The sequence below is a fragment of the Streptomyces stelliscabiei genome (genome assembly GCF_014873495.1).
Taxonomy (GTDB): domain Bacteria; phylum Actinomycetota; class Actinomycetes; order Streptomycetales; family Streptomycetaceae; genus Streptomyces; species Streptomyces bottropensis.
This window is the reverse complement of the sequence record NZ_JADBGF010000001.1, coordinates 8,431,795-8,450,116: the sequence shown is the minus strand read 5'-3', so window position 1 is coordinate 8,450,116 and position 18,322 is coordinate 8,431,795. Positions and strand designations below refer to the sequence as shown.

The window sequence follows — 18,322 nt, the reverse complement described above, 5'->3', positions numbered from 1 at the left end:
TTCGGCCGCTCGCCGCATCGACGGTCCGCGCCCGCTCTACGCCCCTCCCCCCGTGGGCCCCTTCTCGTCGTCCACGATCTCCGCGTCGACGACGCCCTCCTCGTCGGCGGGGCCGGGCGGCGGGCCGCCGGCCGGGGCGGCGGAGGCCGCCGCCGCGTACATGGCCTGGCCCATGCGCTGGCTGACGGTCGCCAGGCGCTCGGTGGCGGCGCGGAGGGCGGCGGTGTCCTCGGGGGTCTCCAGAAGGCGTTTCAGGTCGGCGACGGCCGACTCGACCTCGGGACGGCCGTCGGCGGGGACGCGGTCGGTGTTCTCGCGGAGGAACTTCTCCGTCTGGTGGACGAGCTGCTCGGCGTGGTTGCGGGTCTCGGCGGCCTCGCGGCGCCGGCGGTCGTCGTCGGCGTACTGCTCGGCCTCCCGCATCATGCGGTCGATGTCGTCCTTGGGGAGGGCCGAGCCGCCCGTCACCGTCATCTTCTGTTCGCGGCCGGTCGCCAGGTCCTTCGCCGACACGTGCATGATGCCGTTCGCGTCGATGTCGAAGGCCACCTCGATCTGGGGGACGCCACGCGGCGCGGGCGGCAGACCGGTGAGGTCGAAGACGCCCAGCTTCTTGTTGTACGCGGCGATCTCCCGCTCGCCCTGGTAGACCTGGATGCCGACCGAGGGCTGGTTGTCGGCGGCCGTCGTGAAGATCTCCGAACGGCGGGTCGGGATCGTCGTGTTGCGTTCGATGAGCTTCGTCATGATGCCGCCCTTGGTCTCGATGCCCAGGGACAGCGGGGTGACGTCGAGCAGCAGCACGTCCTTCACGTCGCCCCGGATGACACCCGCCTGGAGCGCGGCGCCCACCGCCACCACCTCGTCGGGGTTCACGCCCTTGTGCGGGTCCTTGCCGGTCAGTTCCTTCACCAGGTCGCTCACGGCGGGCATCCGGGTCGAACCGCCGACGAGGACGACACGGTCGACGGCGGCGAGCTTCACGCCCGCGTCCTTGACGGCCTGGTGGAAGGGGGTCCGGCAGCGGTCGAGCAGGTCGGCGGTCAGCTCCTGGAACTGGGCGCGCGTCAGCTTCTCCTCCAGATGGAGGGGACCTTGGTCGGAGGCGGTGATGTACGGCAGGTTGACGGACGTCTCGGAGGAGCTGGACAGCTCGATCTTGGCCTTCTCGGCGCCCTCGCGCAGCCGTTGGAGTGCCATCTTGTCGTTGCCGAGGTCGACGCCGTACTGCCCCTGGAAGCGTGTGACGAGGTACTCGACGATCCGCTGGTCCCAGTCGTCGCCCCCGAGGCGGGTGTCGCCGTTGGTGGCCTTCACCTCGATGACCCCGTCGCCGATCTCCAGGAGGGAGACGTCGAAGGTGCCGCCGCCGAGGTCGAAGACGAGGACGGTCTGCTCCTCGCCCCGGTCCAGGCCGTAGGCGAGGGCCGCGGCCGTGGGCTCGTTGATGATCCGCAGGACCTTCAGGCCCGCGATCTCCCCCGCCTCCTTGGTCGCCTGCCGCTGGGCGTCGTCGAAGTACGCGGGCACGGTGATGACGGCGTCGGTGACGTCCTCCCCGAGGTACGACTCGGCGTCCCGCTTCAGCTTCTGCAGGACGCGCGCGGACAGCTCCTGGGCCCGGAGACGGGTGCCGTCCACGGACCCCTGCTCGGGAAAGCGCCAACTCGTGTCACCCATGTGGCGTTTGACGGAGCGTGCCGTGCGCTCCACGTTCGTCACGGCCTGCCGCTTGGCGACCTCGCCGACCAGGACCTCGCCGTTCTTGGCGAACGCCACCACCGACGGTGTGGTCCGCTGCCCCTCCGCGTTGGCGACGACCGTCGCCTCGCCGCCCTCCAGCACGGCCACCACCGAGTTCGTCGTACCGAGATCGACCCCGACCGCACGCCCCATCGCCGTCCCCTTCCCCAAGGTTCCGCCCGGTGTTCCCCACACCAGCACAGAACCCGAGAGGGTTTTCGTCAATGGGGCGTACGGGGTCGTACGTCAGGCCAGTTCGGCCGTCAGCGTGATGGTCGTGCCGGTCAGGGCCTGGCTGACCGGGCAGTTCTTCTTGGCGCCCTCGGCCGCCTCCTGGAAGCCGGCCGCGTCCAGGCCGGGGACCTCGCCGCGGACGGTGAGGTGGATGCCGGTGATGCCCTCGCCGGGCTGGAAGGTCACGTCGGCCTTCGTCTCCAGACGGGTGGGCGGGGTGCCCGCGCCGGTGAGGCCGTGCGAGAGCGCCATGGAGAAGCAGCTGGAGTGGGCGGCCGCGATCAGTTCCTCGGGGCTGGTCTTGCCGTTCGCCTGCTCCGCGCGCGACGGCCACGACACCGGCTGCGAACCGATGCCGGAGGAGTCGAAGGTGACGGTGCCGGTGCCCTTGAGGAGCTCGCCTTCCCAGACCGTGTGTGCGGTGCGCGTGGTTGCCACGATGAGTCCTTTCGATGGGGTCCCGTTGCCGGGTTCCGTGCCCCCCATCCGATCACACTCCGGGCGGTCCGAGCCTCATCTCACCCTGAACACCGGCCCCCGCGCGGTGAACGGCGGACGAGCACCTTGTGGAATCAGACAGGCGTGCTCCCGCCGCACCCGCAGCGCCTCGCCCCGGCCTTCCGTGATCACCAGGACGGGAGCGCCCGGCGGGAAGTCGTCGGCCCTCTCAACAGATCGAGCGGGAGGGTGTGACGGTCACGGCTGCCTGCAAGGCGGGGGCTCCAGTGGGGTGTTCGAGCCGGGTGCGCCGGTGTGCGCGGCTGGCGGCGGACAGTGTGGGCCGGTCTCGTGCTCGCCGCAGCCGATTGTTCGGGGTGCCTAGGCGTCCGCCGGGTTCTGTTGCCTGGCGGGTGCGGACGGGTTCGCGGCCGGTCGCGCGGTTCCCCGCGCCCCTTCGGGGTGCTCCGGTTCGGCCACGGGGACCTGGGGGCCGTCGGCCTCGCGGAGCCATCGGCGCAGTACGCGGTGGATGTGTTCGGCGCCGACCAGTTCCCCGTCCTCCTCCACCGGCTCCGTGAGGGCCAGCGGGGACATGAGGAAGGGGCGGGACTGGCAGCCGCCGAGGCCGCCGTGGGAGCCGATCTGCTCCTCGAAGGCGAGGACCTCGCCCTCGTCGGGGTCGTACCAGGAGTTGACCATGATGTCGGCGGTGCGCGGGAAGCCGTGGGTGCGGCGTACGGCGTCGGCGGCGCCGGGGCCGAAGTCGGCCAGGGGGCCGGGGTGTTCGTCGCTCAGCTCGCCGATGGGGACCTCCGCGCCGTGGGCGCCGAGCACGACGCCGCCGTGCTCCTCGCTGCGGACGAGGACGAATCCGATGCCGGGGTGGTTGGCGAGGGTGGAGAGCAGGGCGGGGTGGCGGGCGTCGATCTCCTCGCGGCTCATCCGGTGGGGGACGTCCGGGAAGGAGACGAGGCCGAGGTTGCCGGAGGCGAGGACGACCGGCTCGGAGCGGCGCGTGGTCCGGTGCTCCTCGACGCGCTCCTCGACGGGGATGCGCAGCGCGGCCCGTACCGCCGTGCGTGCCTCGGAGCCGCTGTGGGTGCGCCGGGCCCGGCGCGGCACGGGCAGGCCGCAGCCGGCGCGGACCAGGTTGCCGAGGGTGAGGCCGTAGCGGCCGAGGAAGGTCTCGCCGGGGCTCTGGCCGTGGTCGGAGAGGAGGACGATCCGGTAGGCGCGCGGGGCGTGTTCGGCGACCTGGGCGATCAGCGCGAGGGAGCGGTCGAGGCGTTCGAGGACCTTCGCGGCGTCGCGGCTGTGCGGGCCGGAGTGGTGGGCGACCTCGTCGTAGGCCACGAGGTCCGCGTAGATCGCCGCGCGGCCGGCGAACATGTCCCCGATCACCGCGGAGACGACGACATCGCGCTCGACGACGGTGGCGAAGGCGCGGATGAAGGGGTAGAGGCCGCCGCGCTTGACCCGGGGCCGCTGCCGCGCGAACCGGGCGCGTATGGACTGGCCGGTCTCCCGCAGGACGTCGGCGACGAAGGACATGGCGGTGCGGACGGCGTTGGCCGGGTCGGAGAAGTAGGCGAAGTACCCGGCGCGGGAACGGTTGCGCCGGCCCCGGCGGGCGGCCATCGACAGGACCAGCGCGAGCTGCTCCGCGCCGCCGCTGAAGAGGTTGCCGCGGCTGGCGCCGTCGACGGTGAGCAGACCGCCGTCGCCGGTGCGGTCGATGGCCCGGCGCTGGAGTTCGGCGGCACCGGAGGGCCGGTTGCAGACCATCACCTCCCGGGTGTCCTTCTCATACCAGCGGAAGGCCGGCACGTCGTGGTTGGTGCCGTGCAGGATGCCCAGCTGGCTGGCGCCGGTCTGGCTGGACCAGTCGGTGCGCCAGGGGGTGAGCCGGTGGGTGGGCCGGGGGCGGGCGCTGCCGTCGGCCGGGCGGCCGAGCCAGCCGGCGACGGTCGGCATCAGGCCCTTGTCCACCGCCGCCTCCAGCACGTCGTGGCCGACGCCGTCGAGCTGGAGGAAGACGGTGCCGGGTCCGGCCGGCCCCGGGCCGCCGTCGGCGCGCCCGCGGCGGCGGTCGGCCAGCCGGTACAGGCGGCGCCGGTAGGCGTCGTCGTCCCGTACGGTGAGAGCGCCGCCGGTGGCGGAGGCGACGGCGGACATCACCGCGGCGACCACCACGGCGGTCTCGGGGGCGGCCTCCCCCTGGCCGGAGGGGTTGATCCGCAGGGCGAGCAGGAGCAGCGAGCCGTTGAGGAAGAAGACGAGCAGGCCGAGGACGAGCGCCGGCACCAGCAGCAGGGCCCGCACGAGCAGCGGCCACACGAGGGCGGAGAGCAGACCGAACGCGCCGGCGCCGAAGGCCGCGGTGACGGCGATCTGGGTGGCGCTCTCACCGCTCTCGGACTGGAGCCGGAAGTCGGGAAGCGCGCCCGCGAGCACGAGCATCGTCAGGGTGGACACCGCCCACACGGCGAGCATCCGCCAGACGCCGCTCAGCACTCTTCGCCATCGACCACCGCCCACGTTCTGGCCACCTTTACCCGTCCCGGTCCTGGGCCCAGCCTGTCACAGGGGGCGGGGGCGCCGGGGTGGCGTTCCGGGGTGGCACGGGGGCAGGGGCGGGGTGCGGTCCGGCGCCCCCGGGGGGACGGGGCTCGCGGGGTACGGGCACTCCCGGGGTGCGGGCGCTCCCGCTCAGCGGCCGTCGTACCCCGCCGTCGGCATGGACAGACGGCGGTGGACCCGGGCCTTCATCTGGGCGTCGTAGGCGGGTTCGGCGCGGCCCACGGTCTCGACGCGGATGCCGCGGCGGGCGCACTCGGCGGTGAAGTCGTCGACGGAGGCGAGGGCGCGTTCGAGGACGCGGCGGCTGGGGGCGACGAAGAGGTCGACGAGACCGGCGTCGACATCGGCCCACAGGGCGCAGTGGTCGGGGCGCAGTGCGCGGACGAGCAGTTCGCGGGTCACCACATAGCCGCGCTCGGCGGCCCAGCGGGCGCACATGGCGTGCTGGCTGCGGGAGTCGACCAGGAAGGGATCGGCCTCCAGCTCCTCCAGGGGCGTGAGGCTCGCTATGGCCGCGACCCGCACCACGGTCCCGCATCCCGCCGGCCCGCCGCCGCGCACCACGTCCTGACGGGCCACGCCGGAGGCGCCGCTCGCGGCTCCCTCGTCTCCCATGGTGTCCCCCTCACCCTCCGGGTCCCGTAGCCCCTCCGGCGGAACGCGCCGCGGACACGGGCCCGGCACGCCTGTCCCCGGCATGATCCGCCGGACAGGCCCAGGCCGCAGACCCTACTCCAGCCCGTAGGCTCGGGGGAGTAGCGCGAAGGAGGCGAACGGAGTGCCGGTGGAGATCACCTGGTGGGGCCATGCGACCTGCACCGTGGAGGACTCGGGCACGAGAGTGCTGACCGACCCCCTGTTCGCGCGCCGGCTCGCGCATCTGCGCAGGCGCCGGGGTGCGCCTCCCCCGGCGGAGGCGGCGGTCGCGGACGTCGCGCTGGTGTCACATCTGCACGCCGACCATCTGCACGTTCCCTCACTGGCCCGACTCGCCCCGGGGACACGGCTGGTGCTCCCGAAGGGCGCGTCGCGCCAGGTTCCGGGGCTGCGCAGGCTGGCGCATCTGCGCCTGAGCGAGGTGGCGGCCGGGGACGAGTTGCGCATTCGTGACCTGGTCGTCCGCGCCGTGCCCGCCCGGCACGACGGACGGCGGCTGCCGGTCGGTCCGCACCGCTCGCCGGCGCTCGGCTTCGTCATCGAGGGCGACGCGCGGACGTACTTCGCCGGGGACACCGGGCTGTTCCGGGAGATGGCCGAGGAGGTCGGGCCGGTCGACGTGGCGCTGTTGCCGGTCGGCGGCTGGGGACCGCATCTCGGCGAGGGCCATCTGGACGCGGGGCGCGCGGCGGAGGCGCTTGCGCTGCTCGCGCCCCGGAGCGCGGTTCCCGTGCACTACGGCACGTACTGGCCGATCGGGATGGACGCCGTGCGCCCCCATGAATTCCATGCCCCCGGTGAGGAGTTCGTCCGCCTCGCCGCGGCACGCGCTCCCGGTGTGGAGGTGCACCGGCTGGAACACGGGGAAAGCGTTCGACCGGGGGTGGCGCGATGAGACTCCGGCCGACGCGGGCCGCACGGTGCGTGGAGGAGATACGGTGATCTTCCTGGCCGCCGTGAGCACCACGGTGCCGTACGCCTCCACCCAGCAGGCGATCGGCTACCCGACGCTGTTCCTGCTGGTGCTGGTCGGAGCGCTGGTGCCGGTGGTGCCGACCGGGGCGCTGGTCAGTTCGGCGGCGGTGGTGGCGTTCCATCAGTCGGCGCCCTTCTCCATGCTGCTGGTGTTCGTGGTCGCGTCGGTCGCCGCGTTCCTCGGGGACATCGCCCTGTACTGGCTGGGGCGGCGCGGGATGGGCTCCAAGAACGGCTCGCGCTGGCTGGAGGCGATCCGCCGCCGGGCACCCGAGGACCGGCTGACGCAGGCGCAGGCGAAGCTCGACGACCACGGGGTGGCCGTGCTGGTGCTGTCCCGGTTGATGCCGGCCGGCCGCATCCCGGTGATGCTGGCCTGTCTGCTGGCGAAGATGCCGCTGCGGCGGTTCGCGCGGGGGAACCTGCCGGCGTGCCTGGCGTGGGCCGTGACGTACCAGTTGATCGGCGTTCTGGGCGGGTCGCTGTTCAAGGAGCCGTGGGAAGGGGTGCTGGCGGCGGTGGTGCTGACCCTGCTGCTCAGCGTGGTGCCGGGAGTGTGGCGGCGGCTGGTCCGCTGAGACCGCGGTTCCCCGCGCTCCCGGAGGGGGCCTCACCCCTCCGGGAGCGCGGGGGTGCCCCGGCCGGGTCAGCCGAGCACCCGGGAGGCTCCGATCGGCAGGTCCCACAGGTCCTCCCGGGGCAGGCCCGCCGCCCGCCATGCCGCCCGCACCCGCGTGAGGGGTTCCAGGACCGGTTCCGCCGACAGGACGAAGGTCGCCCAGTGCATGGGGGCCATGCGACGGGCGCCGAGGTCCTGGAAGGCGCGGACCGCCTCCTCCGGGTCGCAGTGGACGTCGCTGAGCCACCAGCGGGGGTCGTAGGCGCCGATCGGCAGCAGGGCGAGGTCGATGCCGGGATGACGACGGCCGATGAGGGAGAACCAGTGGCCGTAACCGGTGTCGCCGGCGAAGTACAGACGCCTGCCGTCCGGCGCGGTGAGGACCCAGCCGCCCCACAGCGAGCGGCAGGTGTCGGTGAGGGTGCGCTTGGACCAGTGGTGGGCCGGTACGAAGTCGAAGCGGACGCCGTCCAGTTCGGCCGCCTCCCACCAGTCCAGCTCGGTGACCCGGACGAACCCGCGCCGCCGGAACCAGCGGCCGAGCCCGGCGGGCACGAAGACCGGTGTGTCGCGCGGAAGTCGCGCCAGGGTGGGGGCGTCGAGGTGGTCGTAGTGGTTGTGGCTGATGACGACCGCGTCCACCCGGGGCAGCGCGTCCCAGCCGAGGCCGACGGGGGTGATCCGGGCCGGGGTGCCGAGAATGCGACGGGACCAGACGGGGTCGGTGAGGACGGTGAGCCCGCCGATCCGCACCACCCAACTCGCGTGCCCCGCCCAGGAGACGGCGACGGTACGCGCGTCCACCCGGGGCAACGGGCCGGGCCGGTACGGCAGTCGCGGGATGTCCGCGAGCCCGTCGGGCCCCGGCCGGACCGAGCCCTCGCGGGCGAACCGGGCGAGGGCCTTCAGGCCGGGCAGGGGCGTGGTCAGCCGGTCGGCGAAGGAACGGGGCCAGCGTCGCCGCTCACCGAGCGGGCGGGGCTCGGCGAGCGGCGGAGGTGCCAGGGGGTGCGGCGTGAGCGGGTGCGGCGTGAGCGGGCGGGTGAAGGTCCGCTCGAAAAGGCCCCTGGACCCCGGACCACCGGTGTCCTCGGCGGTGGTCGTGAAGGTCGTGGAGGAGGAGGCGGCGGAGGAGGAGGAGGTCGTGGCGGAGGTGGTCGACTCGGACCGCTGCGTCATCGAGGATGCTCCCGTCACTGAGCGTCGTCACGAAGAATCGTCGTCGCTGAAGGTCGCTAGGGGTGGGTGGAGGTCGTCAAAGGGCGGTGCGGGGCCCGGCGATGCCGGCATCGCGGTGGCCGGCGGCGACGCCGGGGGCCACGAGCCGCCGTGGTCGCCCACGTCGCCGAGGCTGTCCGCATCGCCGGGATCGTCGTCAGGGGTCGTGGGGCAAGGTCCTCGACGGCCGGCCGCCGGAGCGCGCACGCCCCCCGTTCCTCGTCATCGCAGACCCTCGAAAGCCGCTCCGAAGAGTGTCAACGCGCTGTCCACGTGCGGTAGTTCCAGCGGGTCGGCCGCGTCGAGGACCTGCGCGCGCTCCGCGTCCGTCGCGCCGAGGAACGCGGCGGTGGACAGCCGGACGCGCAGTTCCCCGAGGTCGTCGCCGAACCGGTGGCCGCCGGGCGCGGGCATCCCGAGCCGGGCGCCGAGGAAGTCCTCCGCCTCCTGGGCGTCACCGACCCCGTGCGCGGCGAGCGACGAGCGCAGGGGCGCGAGGTCGGCGTACAGATGCCGTCCGGCGCGCGGCGGCAGGGCGAGCGCGCCGGCGGCCACCACGGCCCGGTGCGCGGCGGTGGCGAGGCGGGCGTGCAGGCGTACGGCGGCGGCGAGTCGTTCGGTGACGGGGTCCGGCTCGTCGAGGGCGTACGCGGCGGCCGCGGCGACCGGGGTGGCGACCCGGGCACCCATCGCGGTGAGTACGTCCAGGACCCGGTCGCGCAGCCCCGCGCCCTCCCCGTTCGCGGGGAACCGGGCGATCGCGGCCGGCCAGCCCGGCGGCAGGAAGGGTCCGGCGAGGTCGGTGACGACGGTGACCCGGTCGGGCAGCATCTCGGCGGGGCTGAGCAGCACCGTGTCGTGCGGATCGTGCACCGTGTCGCGCCAGGTCTCGTCGCTGACCAGGTGCAGCCCCTCCCCCACCGCCGCCTCCATGGCCTCGTGCACCAGTTCGGGCGGGGCCACGGTGGCGGTCGGGTCGTCGGCGACGCACAGCACGAGCAGCCGGGGGTCGCCGCCCTCGGCCCGGATCCTGCGCACGGTCTCCAGCAGCGCGTACGGGTCCGGCACGCCTCCGCACTCGGCGGGTGTGGCCACCGGGAAGACGGACCTGCCCAGCGCCCGTGCCTGCGGCTCCCACCAGGCGGCGCACGGGCGGGGGAGCAGGACGTCCCCGCCGATCGCGGCGGTCAGCGCGAGCAGCAGGGCGGGGGCCCCGGGGGCGGCGGCGGCCCTGTCCGGTGTGGTGCGCAGTCCACGGCGGTCCCAGTAGCCGCAGGCGGCGTCCAGGAGGGCCGGATCGCCGCCGGGCGGTACGGCGTGGGGGCGGCTCGCGGCGGCGGAGAGCACGGCGGCCAGTTCGGGCAGCACGGGCAGACCCTGGGCGGGAAGGGGCGGGCCGTAGCGGACCGGGCCGTGCCCTTCCGGATCCGTCCCCCGCATGGGTGCCTCCGCGCAGTCGTGGTGCGTCGTGCCGCGAGTGCTCGCCGTCATGCCGCAAGTGCTCGCCGTCGTGCCGGGGGCGGCGCCGTACGCGCCCTCGGCGTGTCAGTACCCAGGCTCGCGCGCTCCAAGGGCGCCCGCACGCGTTGCGCCGGTCACAACGGCGGCGCCCCCCGCTCCCGGCGGCGCAGTCGGTGGGCGGCCGCGCCCAGGGCCCCCACGATGAGGAGGCCTCCCGCGACCATGGCCGGGACGGAGTCGGTGAAGGCACCGCCGCCGCCCGCGTGGACGCCCCGCTGGACGGGGGCGGTCGGGTGGCCGGTGGAGTGGGTGGGCCGGTGGGACGGCAGCTGTGTCGGGTCCTTCGTCGGCTGGTGCGTCGGCGGATGACTGGGGTACCGCTCGATGTCGTACAGCGGGGCGTCGCCGGCCGGAGCGACGTCGAAGGTGGCGCTCCACTGCTTGCCCTCGCCGCCCGGGGCCGCCGGGCAGAGGCCGTCCACACCCCACTCGGTGGCGGAGTTCGCCGCGTCGGCACCGGTCTCGAAGTCCGCGGCCGGCGCGATCTTGGCGGTGCCCTGGTAGGAGGGGCCGCCCGCGGAGTCGTCGTTGCCGGGGAGGCGCTGCAGCGTGACGGTGCCCTGTTCGAAGGCCTGGGAGCTGGCGTCGATGGTCTCGGGGGCGGGGCCGCCGGTCGGGTCGCAGGAGACGGAGAACGTGAGCGTGCCGCCCGGTTCGACGGAGTGCGGGTTCACCTCGGCCGCCGGATCCGCGAAGGAGGGTGGGGCGGCGAGGCCCAGGACGGCACCGATCAGGGCGGTGGCGGACAGGACGCGGGCTCTGCGGCGCATGGGTGGGGCTCCTTCGGCCGGCTCCGGCGGACGGGGCACGACCGCCGTGCCCCGCTCCATCAGAGCGCCGGGCCCGGCGCGGCGCGCGCGGCCGGGCACCATTCGCGGGACATGGGGCCGCCGAGTGGGTGACGCCGCGCTCCGCCGGGGTCCGGCCGCGGTGCGCCGCCGGTGCGCCGGCTCCGTGTCGGAGCGCCGGCCCGCCGGGGAGCCGGCCGCGCCCGCGCGGCCGGGCACGTCACCCGGGCAGGGCCGCTCCACCGCGGCCGCGCGAGGCCGCTCCGCCGCCCTGCGGCTCCCCCGCCGCGCCGCACGCTCCGCGTGGGCGCACCACGTGGGCGGCCGGCCGCGAATCGGCCGACCGCCCACGCACGCCCCCACGTCCCGCCGCGTCAGGCGATGTCATGCATCACCTGGTCCCGCAGCCGGTCGCAGCACCGGCTGATCAACCGGGACACATGCATCTGCGAGATCCCCAGCTGTTCGGCGATCCGGCTCTGCGTCATGTCCCCGAAGAACCGCATGTACAGGATGGCCCGCTCCCGCTCCGGCAGCGCGGCCAGCCGCGGCTTCACGGCCTCCCTGTCCACCACGGTGTCCAGCGCGGGGTCGGCGGCCCCCAGCGCGTCACTGAGGGAGTAGCCGTCCTCGCTCCCCGGCAGCTCCGCGTCCAGCGACAGCGCCGTGAAGCTCTCCAGGGCTTCGAGTCCGACCTGGACGTCCTCCTCGCTCATGTTCGCGTGCTGGGCGATCTCGGCGACGGTGGGCCGTCGTCCGGAGATCGTCTGGGACAGGTCCTGGGTCGCGAACCGCACGCGGTTGCGCAGGTCCTGGACCCGGCGCGGCACGTGCAGGGTCCACATGTGGTCCCGGAAGTGCCGCTTGATCTCACCGGTGATGGTGGGTACGGCATAGCTCTCGAAGGCGTTGCCGAGTTCGGGGTCGTAGCGGTCGACGGCCTTGACCAGGCCGAGCGACGCGACCTGCCGGAGGTCCTCGTAGCTCTCGCCGCGGCTGCGGAACCGTCCCGCGAGCCGTTCGGCCATGGGGAGCCACGCCTCGATGATCCGGTCGCGCAGCGTGTCCCGCTGCTGACCGGGAGGAAGCGCGGCAAGGGTGCGGAAGGCTTCCGCCGTGTCGGGTGCGTCGTCGTGGGGGTGGGGCTTCGCCTGGGTACGCATGGTGCGTCGCAACTCCCTGGATGGTGCTTCTGGGATGGACGGTCACCGTGGGGGGCGCGGACGTGACAGGAATGACACACCCGTGAGGGGAATCGCCTCTTCCACGGACGTGCCTCCTGTCCGAAGCACTGTTATGCGCCTGCCCCGGATCATGTCGAGCAAACACATTCGAAGTTTTTCATTCCGCCGGCGGGTGACTCGCTCGGGAGTTCACACTCCGGGAGGTTCCAGTATGAGCACCACGGTCGCCGATCACATCTTGCGCAGGCTGAGCGAATGGGGAGTCGAACAGATATTCGGCTACCCGGGCGACGGCATCAACGGGCTGCTCGCGGCCTGGGGGCGGGCCGAGGACCGGCCCCGGTTCATCCAGTCGCGGCACGAGGAGATGTCCGCCTTCCAGGCGGTCGGCTACGCGAAGTTCTCCGGTCGGCTCGGCGTGTGCGCGGCGACCTCGGGCCCCGGCGCGATCCACCTGCTCAACGGCCTGTACGACGCCAAACTGGACCATGTGCCGGTGGTCGCGATCGTCGGCCAGACGCACCGCAGCGCGATGGGCGGCTCGTACCAGCAGGAGGTCGACCTGCACACCCTGTTCAAGGACGTGGCCTCGGACTTCGTCGAGACGGTGACCGTGCCCGAGCAGCTGCCGAACGTGCTCGACCGGGCGATCCGCACCGCGTACTCCCGCCGCGCGCCGACGGCCGTCATCATCCCCGGTGACGTGCAGGAACTGGAGTACTCGCCGCCCACCCACGAGTTCAAGATGGTCCCCTCCAGCCTGGATCGCGGTTCCTGGACGGCGGTGCCCTCCAGGGAGTCGGTCGAGCGGGCCGCCGAGATCCTGAACGCCGGGGACAAGGTCGCGATCCTCGTCGGGCAGGGCGCCGCCGGGGCCCGCGCCGAGGTCGCGCGGATCGCCGAACTGCTCGGCGCGGGCGTCGCCAAGGCGCTCCTCGGCAAGGACGCGCTGAGCGACGAACTGCCGTACGTCACCGGCTCGATCGGTCTGCTGGGCACCCGCCCCTCGTACGAGCTGATGCGCGACTGCGACACGCTGCTGACCATCGGCTCGTCGTTCCCGTACTCCCAGTTCCTGCCGGACTTCGGCAAGGCGCGGGCCGTGCAGATCGACATCGACCCCCACATGGTCGGGATGCGCTACCCGTACGAGGTGAACCTGATCGGGGACGCGAAGGCGACGCTGGAGCAGCTGATCCCGCTGATCGATCCGGAGCGCGGTCGCGAGTGGTACGACGAGGTGTGCGCGGGCGTGGCGCGCTGGCGCGAGGTGACGGCGCGCCGGGCGCAGCTGTCCGCCGACCCCATCAACCCGGAGCTGGTGGCCCATGCCCTCGACGCGCTGCTGCCGGCCGACGCGATCATCTCCTCGGACTCCGGTTCGACCGCGAACTGGTACGCCCGGCACATCACGATGCGGGACGGCATGCGCGGTTCGCTGTCGGGCACGCTGGCGACGATGGGCTGCGGGGTGCCGTACGCGATCGGCGCGAAGTTCGCGCACCCGGACCGTCCGGCGATCGCCCTGGTCGGAGACGGCGCGATGCAGATGAACGGCATGGCGGAGCTGATCACGGCGGCCAAGTACCAGGACCGCTGGGAGGATCCGCGGCTGGTGGTCGGCGTCTGGAACAACCACGACCTGAACCAGGTGACGTGGGAACTGCGGGCGATGGGCGGGGAGCCGTCCTTCCTGCCCTCGCAGGAGCTGCCGGACGTCCAGTACGCCGCCTTCGCGCGTTCCCTGGGGCTGACCGGCATCCGGGTGGAGAAGCCCGAGGACGTCGAGGCGGGCTGGCGCGCGGCCCTGGCGGCGGACGGCCCGGCGGTCGTCGAGTTCGTCACCGACCCCGCGGTGCCGCCGATCCCGCCGCACGCCACCTGGGAGCAGATGGAGGCCACGGCCGCCTCGATCCTCAAGGGCGACGCCGACCGGGCGTCCATGGTCAAGCAGGGCTTCAAGGCGAAGCTGCAGGAGTTCCTGCCCGGCAACCAGGCGAAGGACAGGGGCGGTGTTGAACGGCACTGAAGAGTTCAGTTGCGCACGAAACAGTTCAGTGGCCAGTTCAGTAGCGCGGTGAACTGTTCAGTACCGTACCTACGTAGGCCGGGCAGTTGCGCCGCCATCACCCACGCGAGACATCTGGGACTGGCCCAGCTCCTGGCCGAGGGCCCGTTCCTGGAGATCCTCGCGGATGCCGGCTACCAGGGCATGGGAGCGCGGACCGGCGGACGAGCCAAGTTCTTCCCGCTAGAGGGCGTCTGAGAAGCCTGTCAGTGGGCCGATCTCGCGAGGCGTCGCACGAGGAGCATGGCCATAGCGAGGTAGATGGCGTTCTCCGAACACATGCGCAGGTACTCGTAGTCCATAGTCCTTCGACAGGCGACGGCACCGTCCCAGCCAGGCGAACGTCCGCTCTACCCCCCCAACACCGCGGGACCACCGAGAAGAGGGGCACTGCCGGAGGCGGTGCCCCCACCCGAGTCCAGGTCGAGCGGAATCCTCCGTCGCGGCCCTGTACGACCTCCACGGTGATGCCGGTGGCCTCCTGGGCCCAGGCGTGGAAGTCGGCGCCGCGGTATCCCTGGTCCGTCCACACGTGCCGCAGACGCGAAAAGGCATCGCCAGCCCGGGAGAACAGCACCACGGCGCCGGCGCGATCGCCGACGCTCGCCGGGCCCACACAGGCCACCAGGACCGTGCCGCGGGTATCGACGCGCAGGTGGCGTTTGATGCCGCTGACCTTCTCGCCGCCGTCGTCCCCGTGCAGGCCACCGCGCTCACTGGCTCGGACGCTCTGACCGTCCACGATGGCCGCGCTGGGCGTGGGATCACGGCCGAGTTGCACCCGCTCGCGCTCGCGCAGCGCCGTCAACATCCGCTCCCACGCACCTTCTTGCTGCCATCGCCGCACCGAGCTGCACCGGCGCACCGACAACAGCACCCAGCGCAGCTCCGTCCGGAGCCTCCCTGCCAGCGCGACCTGACGCCCGAGGCGGTCACGACGTTGGCCGCTTCCCCAGGCTGCTATCACAGACGCACGGCGGCTGAGCCGGTCCTCCAGGAGGTGCCACGCTGGCCGGGCGCGGGTCAGGAGGGCTGCCGTCCGGCCGGGTCCACCGGGGTCGTCGGCCGGCTCGATGGCCGCGGTGATCCGCTTGCCCACCGGTTCCCGCTGGACACAGAACGTCTGGGACACGGCCATGGCGACTCCAGGCCGTGCTGCCCGACCCGTTCCGGGTCGGCCGCCTGGATGGACGGCAGCGTGGTGCTGCTGTCCCACACGCTGATCTGGACGGCGCCCTCGATGATCTCCAGGTCCAGCAGGCACGGGCCGGGCGCGTATCCGCGCGTTGGTGACCAGCTCGCTGACGACCAGCTGCACCTGCTCATCGCCCGCTCCGACACCGGCAGCCCGTGCACGGCCTGCACCGTGGTGAGGAAGTCGCGGGCCATGCCACGGGCCTCGGCGATCTCCCCGCTGCCCTCGAACGCGGAACCGGCCCTGATCAGACGGTCGGCAAGCGGATCCTGGCCCTCATTTTGGGCAGCAGCATCCATGGAACCGCCTCACGTCCGAAGCGCCGAGCAGTGCCCACCCCGCATATCCTCGGAACACCACGGCACGCGCCAACACACGAGGTCACGGCGGCGTGTAAACCTTCGGGCCGTGTCTCCGCGGCGTCGAAGTGGGCCGGCCGCATCAGGTGCCTGTGCAACGAGGCCGGCCGTGCCCTTCTCAGGGGTGGCGCGGGCGAGGCAGCAGGGCGAACGCGCTCTCCGCGATCGAGGTCAGGCGGTCGGGGCTGTGGCCGTACGCGCCTACGACATCGGTCCCGCGGATGATGGTCAGCAGAAGGTACGCGAGGTCGTCGGGATCGGCATCGGGGTCGATGTCGCCGTTGCGCTGGGCCGCTCGCACACACTCGGCCACCGCCGTCCGGACTACGGAGAAGCAGTCGTGGGCCAGGCGTTGTACCTCGGGGTCGGAGGCGCCGATCTCCAGGGCCATTTTGGCGGCGAAGCAGGCCGCCGCCGTCCGGTCGGGGGCGGGGGGTACGTCGGGGGCGAGTGGCACCCCGTGGACGGCGCGGAGCAAGTAGGCGTGCAGTCGTTCCAGGGCGCCCTCGTCCGGTCCGGCGAGCATCTTCCGCGGACCCTGCCCCAGCCGGGCGAAGTAGCCGGCCATGGCCTGCAGCAGCACGCCGTGTTTGCCGTCGAACGCGGCGTAGAGGCTGCCGCGGCCCAGGCCGGTGGCGGTGCTGATGTCGTCGACGCTCGTGCCGTTGTAGCCCGAGGTGCGGAACTGCCGCTCGGCGGCATGCAGGACGTGGTCGGGGTCGAAGCTTCGTGGTCTCGCCATACATAGAAGGTAAAGCCGTCCCGCCCTTATTGACAAGTCAGTACAGAACCATCTAGGTTCCTGACTGTTCAGTACACAACCATCCTGGGCTCACCGGACAGGCTTGGTCCGGGCTTGCAGGCCGGTGCGACCGTGTCGACCTGAGCACAGGCGACCCCACACAGGGCACGACGAAGACATGCCCACAACCGAAGGAACCACCATGCAGACAGCTTCCCCAGTGGCCCTCGTGACGGGTGCCTCCTCCGGGATCGGGCGGGCGGCGGCGCTCGCCCTCGTGGGCGCCGGCTTCGCGGTGGTCGGCACGAGCCGCAACGCGGCGGACGCCAAGCCGCTCGCCGGGGTGACGTTCCTCGATCTCGACGTGGCCAGCGACGAGTCGGTCCGCTCCCTGGTCGGGGAGGTGATCGATCGGTTCGGCCGGATCGACGTCCTGGTCAACAACGCAGGCGTGGGCGCGGTCGGCGCCGGCGAGGAGAGCTCCATCGACCAGGCCATGGAGGTCTTCGACATCAACGTCTTCGGTCTGATGCGGATGACCAACGCGGTGCTGCCCCACATGCGCGCCCAGCGCCGTGGCCGCGTGGTCAACGTCTCCTCGGTACTGGGTCTGATCCCAGCCCCTTTCATGGCCGTCTACGCCGCCACCAAGCATGCGGTCGAGGGCTACGCCGAGTCCGTCGACCACGAGCTTCGCGAGTACGGCGTCCGGATGCTGCTGGTCGAGCCGGCCTACACAAGCACGAGTTTCGAGGCGAGCAGCATGGCACCCGACTCGCCCCTGCCGATCTACGCCGCACAGCGGGAGGTCTCCCGAGACGTGCTGGCCACGGCCGTGCGCAACGCCGACGCCCCGGCCGTTGTCGCGAAGGTGATCGTCGCGGCCGCCACCGATTCCAAGCCCAAGCTCCGGTACACCGCCGGCCCGATGGCCGCACGCGTCAGCCTCCTGCGCCGGATCGTGCCCTCGCGCGCCTTCGACAGCCAGATCCGCAAGCTCAACCGACTGGCCGGCTGACCCCGCACTACACCCGGCGCCCGAAAAGACGCACATGTCCAAAACCAGAGACACTGAAGCCGGCATCAGCCTCTCTTGTCCGACCGCTCCTGGAAATGGCTGACACCCGTGGAATTCGAACACGTCACCTTCGACCTGCCACACGGCACCTTTCACGCGCTGCAGGGTGGTGATCCCGATGGTCAACCGACGCTCGTCCTGCACGGCTTCCCGGACCATCCACCGACCGCGAAGCCCTTCCTCGCCGAGCTCGGCCGCCGCGGACGTCACGTCCTCGCACCCTGGCTTCGCGGTTACGCGCCCTCCCCGACCGCGGGGCCGTTCGACTTCGCATCCCTCACCGGCGACGTGCTCGCGCTGATCGACCGCTGGTCTCCGGGGCGAGCCGTGGAGTTGGTCGGACACGACTGGGGCGCCCTGATCACCTACGATGCCGTCGTCACCGCGCCGGAGCGGATCGAACGCGCGGTCACGCTCGCAGTCCCCCACCCCATCACGTTCCTGAGCCGGCCGCGTCTCGCTCAGCTACGCCGGATCTGGTACATGGGGCTCTTTCAACTGCCGGGAAGCGGCTGGGTGGCCACCGCCCGCGATCTCGCCTTCATCGACCGCCTCTGGCGTCAGTGGTCGCCCAGCCTCTCGCTCGATCCAGCTCTGCAGGCGGAGCTGCACGAGCACCTGCGGGCGAGCATGCCCGCGCCTCTGAAGTACTACCGGGCGATGCTGCGACCCGGCATGATGGGGGCGACGCGCCGCCTGTCTCAGCCGATCGCGGTGCCCCTGCTGCAGCTTTACGGTGCCGACGACGGCTGCTTCCTCCCCCCGAAGGTCGACGACCGACATCGGTTCGCCGCCCCGCACGCGAGGGAGGTCGTCCCCGACGTCGGTCATTTCCTGCACATCGAGGCCCCCGGGGCGATCGCGGAACGGATCGCGGCATGGGCCAAGTAGCGGATCACATCACTCGGAGTGGGGGACGT

Annotated in this window: 15 protein-coding genes and 2 pseudogenes; 6 read left to right on the top strand and 11 right to left on the bottom strand. The window is 72.6% G+C overall.

The annotated features are described in order from the left end of the window. Positions 1 to 36: 36 nt before the first annotated feature. The 4 genes from dnaK to H4687_RS37205 form a co-directional block, all read right to left on the bottom strand. Complete coding sequence (gene dnaK, locus H4687_RS37220; protein ID WP_046919183.1) at positions 37 to 1,896, bottom strand: molecular chaperone DnaK; 1,860 nt, start codon at positions 1,894 to 1,896, stop codon at positions 37 to 39. A gap of 93 nt (positions 1,897 to 1,989) precedes the next feature. Continuing rightward, the gene (locus tag H4687_RS37215) at positions 1,990 to 2,415 is read right to left on the bottom strand and encodes an OsmC family protein (protein WP_012999567.1); all 426 of its coding nucleotides are present in this window, start codon (positions 2,413 to 2,415) and stop codon (positions 1,990 to 1,992) included. A 381-nt stretch (positions 2,416 to 2,796) separates the two neighbouring features. After that, entirely contained in the window at positions 2,797 to 4,911 is a 2,115-nt protein-coding gene (locus H4687_RS37210; protein ID WP_097251305.1) for a phage holin family protein, read from the bottom strand. 216 nt (positions 4,912 to 5,127) lie between these two features. Continuing rightward, the gene (locus H4687_RS37205; RefSeq protein WP_046920078.1) at positions 5,128 to 5,613 is read right to left on the bottom strand and encodes a hypothetical protein; all 486 of its coding nucleotides are present in this window, start codon (positions 5,611 to 5,613) and stop codon (positions 5,128 to 5,130) included. 163 nt (positions 5,614 to 5,776) lie between these two features. Between H4687_RS37205 and H4687_RS37200 the strand changes: the two genes are divergently transcribed. Together H4687_RS37200 and H4687_RS37195 are read left to right on the top strand one after the other, a co-directional pair. Beyond that, positions 5,777 to 6,550, top strand: coding sequence for an MBL fold metallo-hydrolase (locus H4687_RS37200; protein ID WP_046920079.1), 774 nt, complete (start codon positions 5,777 to 5,779; stop codon positions 6,548 to 6,550). Positions 6,551 to 6,593: 43 nt separating this feature from the next. After that, the gene (locus H4687_RS37195; protein WP_046920080.1) at positions 6,594 to 7,208 is read left to right on the top strand and encodes a DedA family protein; all 615 of its coding nucleotides are present in this window, start codon (positions 6,594 to 6,596) and stop codon (positions 7,206 to 7,208) included. Positions 7,209 to 7,276: 68 nt separating this feature from the next. On the opposite strand, the gene H4687_RS37190 is transcribed toward H4687_RS37195, so the two are convergent. From H4687_RS37190 to H4687_RS37175, 4 genes are all read right to left on the bottom strand, one after another. Continuing rightward, positions 7,277 to 8,428: an MBL fold metallo-hydrolase gene (locus H4687_RS37190; protein ID WP_046920081.1), complete on the bottom strand. Its 1,152-nt coding sequence runs from the start codon at positions 8,426 to 8,428 to the stop codon at positions 7,277 to 7,279. Positions 8,429 to 8,689: 261 nt separating this feature from the next. Continuing rightward, a complete protein-coding gene (locus tag H4687_RS37185) occupies positions 8,690 to 9,907 on the bottom strand; it encodes an aminotransferase class I/II-fold pyridoxal phosphate-dependent enzyme (RefSeq protein ID WP_046920082.1) in 1,218 nt (405 codons plus the stop codon). Positions 9,908 to 10,062: 155 nt separating this feature from the next. After that, on the bottom strand, positions 10,063 to 10,758 hold the full coding sequence (locus tag H4687_RS37180; protein ID WP_046920083.1) for a hypothetical protein: 696 nt from the start codon (positions 10,756 to 10,758) through the stop codon (positions 10,063 to 10,065). A gap of 392 nt (positions 10,759 to 11,150) precedes the next feature. Next, on the bottom strand, positions 11,151 to 11,939 hold the full coding sequence (locus tag H4687_RS37175) for an RNA polymerase sigma factor SigF (protein ID WP_046920084.1): 789 nt from the start codon (positions 11,937 to 11,939) through the stop codon (positions 11,151 to 11,153). A 232-nt stretch (positions 11,940 to 12,171) separates the two neighbouring features. Here H4687_RS37175 and H4687_RS37170 point away from each other — a divergent pair, with 232 nt between their 5' ends. Beyond that, positions 12,172 to 13,989 (top strand): thiamine pyrophosphate-requiring protein, encoded by a 1,818-nt coding sequence (locus tag H4687_RS37170; protein ID WP_046920085.1) that lies wholly within the window; start codon positions 12,172 to 12,174, stop codon positions 13,987 to 13,989. A gap of 48 nt (positions 13,990 to 14,037) precedes the next feature. Beyond that, positions 14,038 to 14,226 carry a hypothetical protein gene (locus H4687_RS47675; RefSeq protein ID WP_143685365.1) on the top strand — a complete coding sequence of 63 codons (189 nt, stop codon included), beginning with the start codon at positions 14,038 to 14,040 and terminating at the stop codon, positions 14,224 to 14,226. Positions 14,227 to 14,518: 292 nt separating this feature from the next. On the opposite strand, the pseudogene H4687_RS48545 reads toward H4687_RS47675, so the two are convergent. The 3 genes and pseudogenes from H4687_RS48545 to H4687_RS37155 all read right to left on the bottom strand — a co-directional run. Beyond that, positions 14,519 to 14,839 (bottom strand): annotated as a pseudogene (locus H4687_RS48545) (transposase); the annotation flags it as partial. Positions 14,840 to 15,076: 237 nt separating this feature from the next. After that, a pseudogene (locus H4687_RS37160) lies at positions 15,077 to 15,522 on the bottom strand (ATP-binding protein); the annotation flags it as partial. Between the two features lie 178 nt (positions 15,523 to 15,700). Beyond that, a complete protein-coding gene (locus tag H4687_RS37155; RefSeq protein ID WP_046916056.1) occupies positions 15,701 to 16,324 on the bottom strand; it encodes a TetR/AcrR family transcriptional regulator in 624 nt (207 codons plus the stop codon). Positions 16,325 to 16,526: 202 nt separating this feature from the next. On the opposite strand from H4687_RS37155, the gene H4687_RS37150 reads away from it, so the two are divergent. Together H4687_RS37150 and H4687_RS37145 are read left to right on the top strand one after the other, a co-directional pair. Continuing rightward, positions 16,527 to 17,342: an oxidoreductase gene (locus tag H4687_RS37150; RefSeq protein WP_046916057.1), complete on the top strand. Its 816-nt coding sequence runs from the start codon at positions 16,527 to 16,529 to the stop codon at positions 17,340 to 17,342. 75 nt (positions 17,343 to 17,417) lie between these two features. Then, positions 17,418 to 18,293: an alpha/beta fold hydrolase gene (locus H4687_RS37145; RefSeq protein WP_199813415.1), complete on the top strand. Its 876-nt coding sequence runs from the start codon at positions 17,418 to 17,420 to the stop codon at positions 18,291 to 18,293. The last annotated feature ends 29 nt before the right edge of the window (positions 18,294 to 18,322 follow it).

Excerpts from the sequence above, each read along its gene's own strand:
- H4687_RS37175 (WP_046920084.1), bottom strand. The coding sequence starts at position 11,939 with ATGCGTACCCAGGCGAAGCCCCACCCCCACGACGACGCACCCGACACG.
- H4687_RS37190 (WP_046920081.1), bottom strand. The coding sequence starts at position 8,428 with ATGACGCAGCGGTCCGAGTCGACCACCTCCGCCACGACCTCCTCCTCC.
- H4687_RS37170 (WP_046920085.1), top strand. The coding sequence starts at position 12,172 with ATGAGCACCACGGTCGCCGATCACATCTTGCGCAGGCTGAGCGAATGG.
- H4687_RS37180 (WP_046920083.1), bottom strand. The coding sequence starts at position 10,758 with ATGCGCCGCAGAGCCCGCGTCCTGTCCGCCACCGCCCTGATCGGTGCC.
- H4687_RS37185 (WP_046920082.1), bottom strand. The coding sequence starts at position 9,907 with ATGCGGGGGACGGATCCGGAAGGGCACGGCCCGGTCCGCTACGGCCCG.
- H4687_RS37210 (WP_097251305.1), bottom strand. The coding sequence starts at position 4,911 with ATGCTCGCCGTGTGGGCGGTGTCCACCCTGACGATGCTCGTGCTCGCG.
- H4687_RS37150 (WP_046916057.1), top strand. The coding sequence starts at position 16,527 with ATGCAGACAGCTTCCCCAGTGGCCCTCGTGACGGGTGCCTCCTCCGGG.
- H4687_RS37205 (WP_046920078.1), bottom strand. The coding sequence starts at position 5,613 with ATGGGAGACGAGGGAGCCGCGAGCGGCGCCTCCGGCGTGGCCCGTCAG.
- H4687_RS37155 (WP_046916056.1), bottom strand. The coding sequence starts at position 16,324 with ATGGCGAGACCACGAAGCTTCGACCCCGACCACGTCCTGCATGCCGCC.
- dnaK (WP_046919183.1), bottom strand. The coding sequence starts at position 1,896 with ATGGGGCGTGCGGTCGGGGTCGATCTCGGTACGACGAACTCGGTGGTG.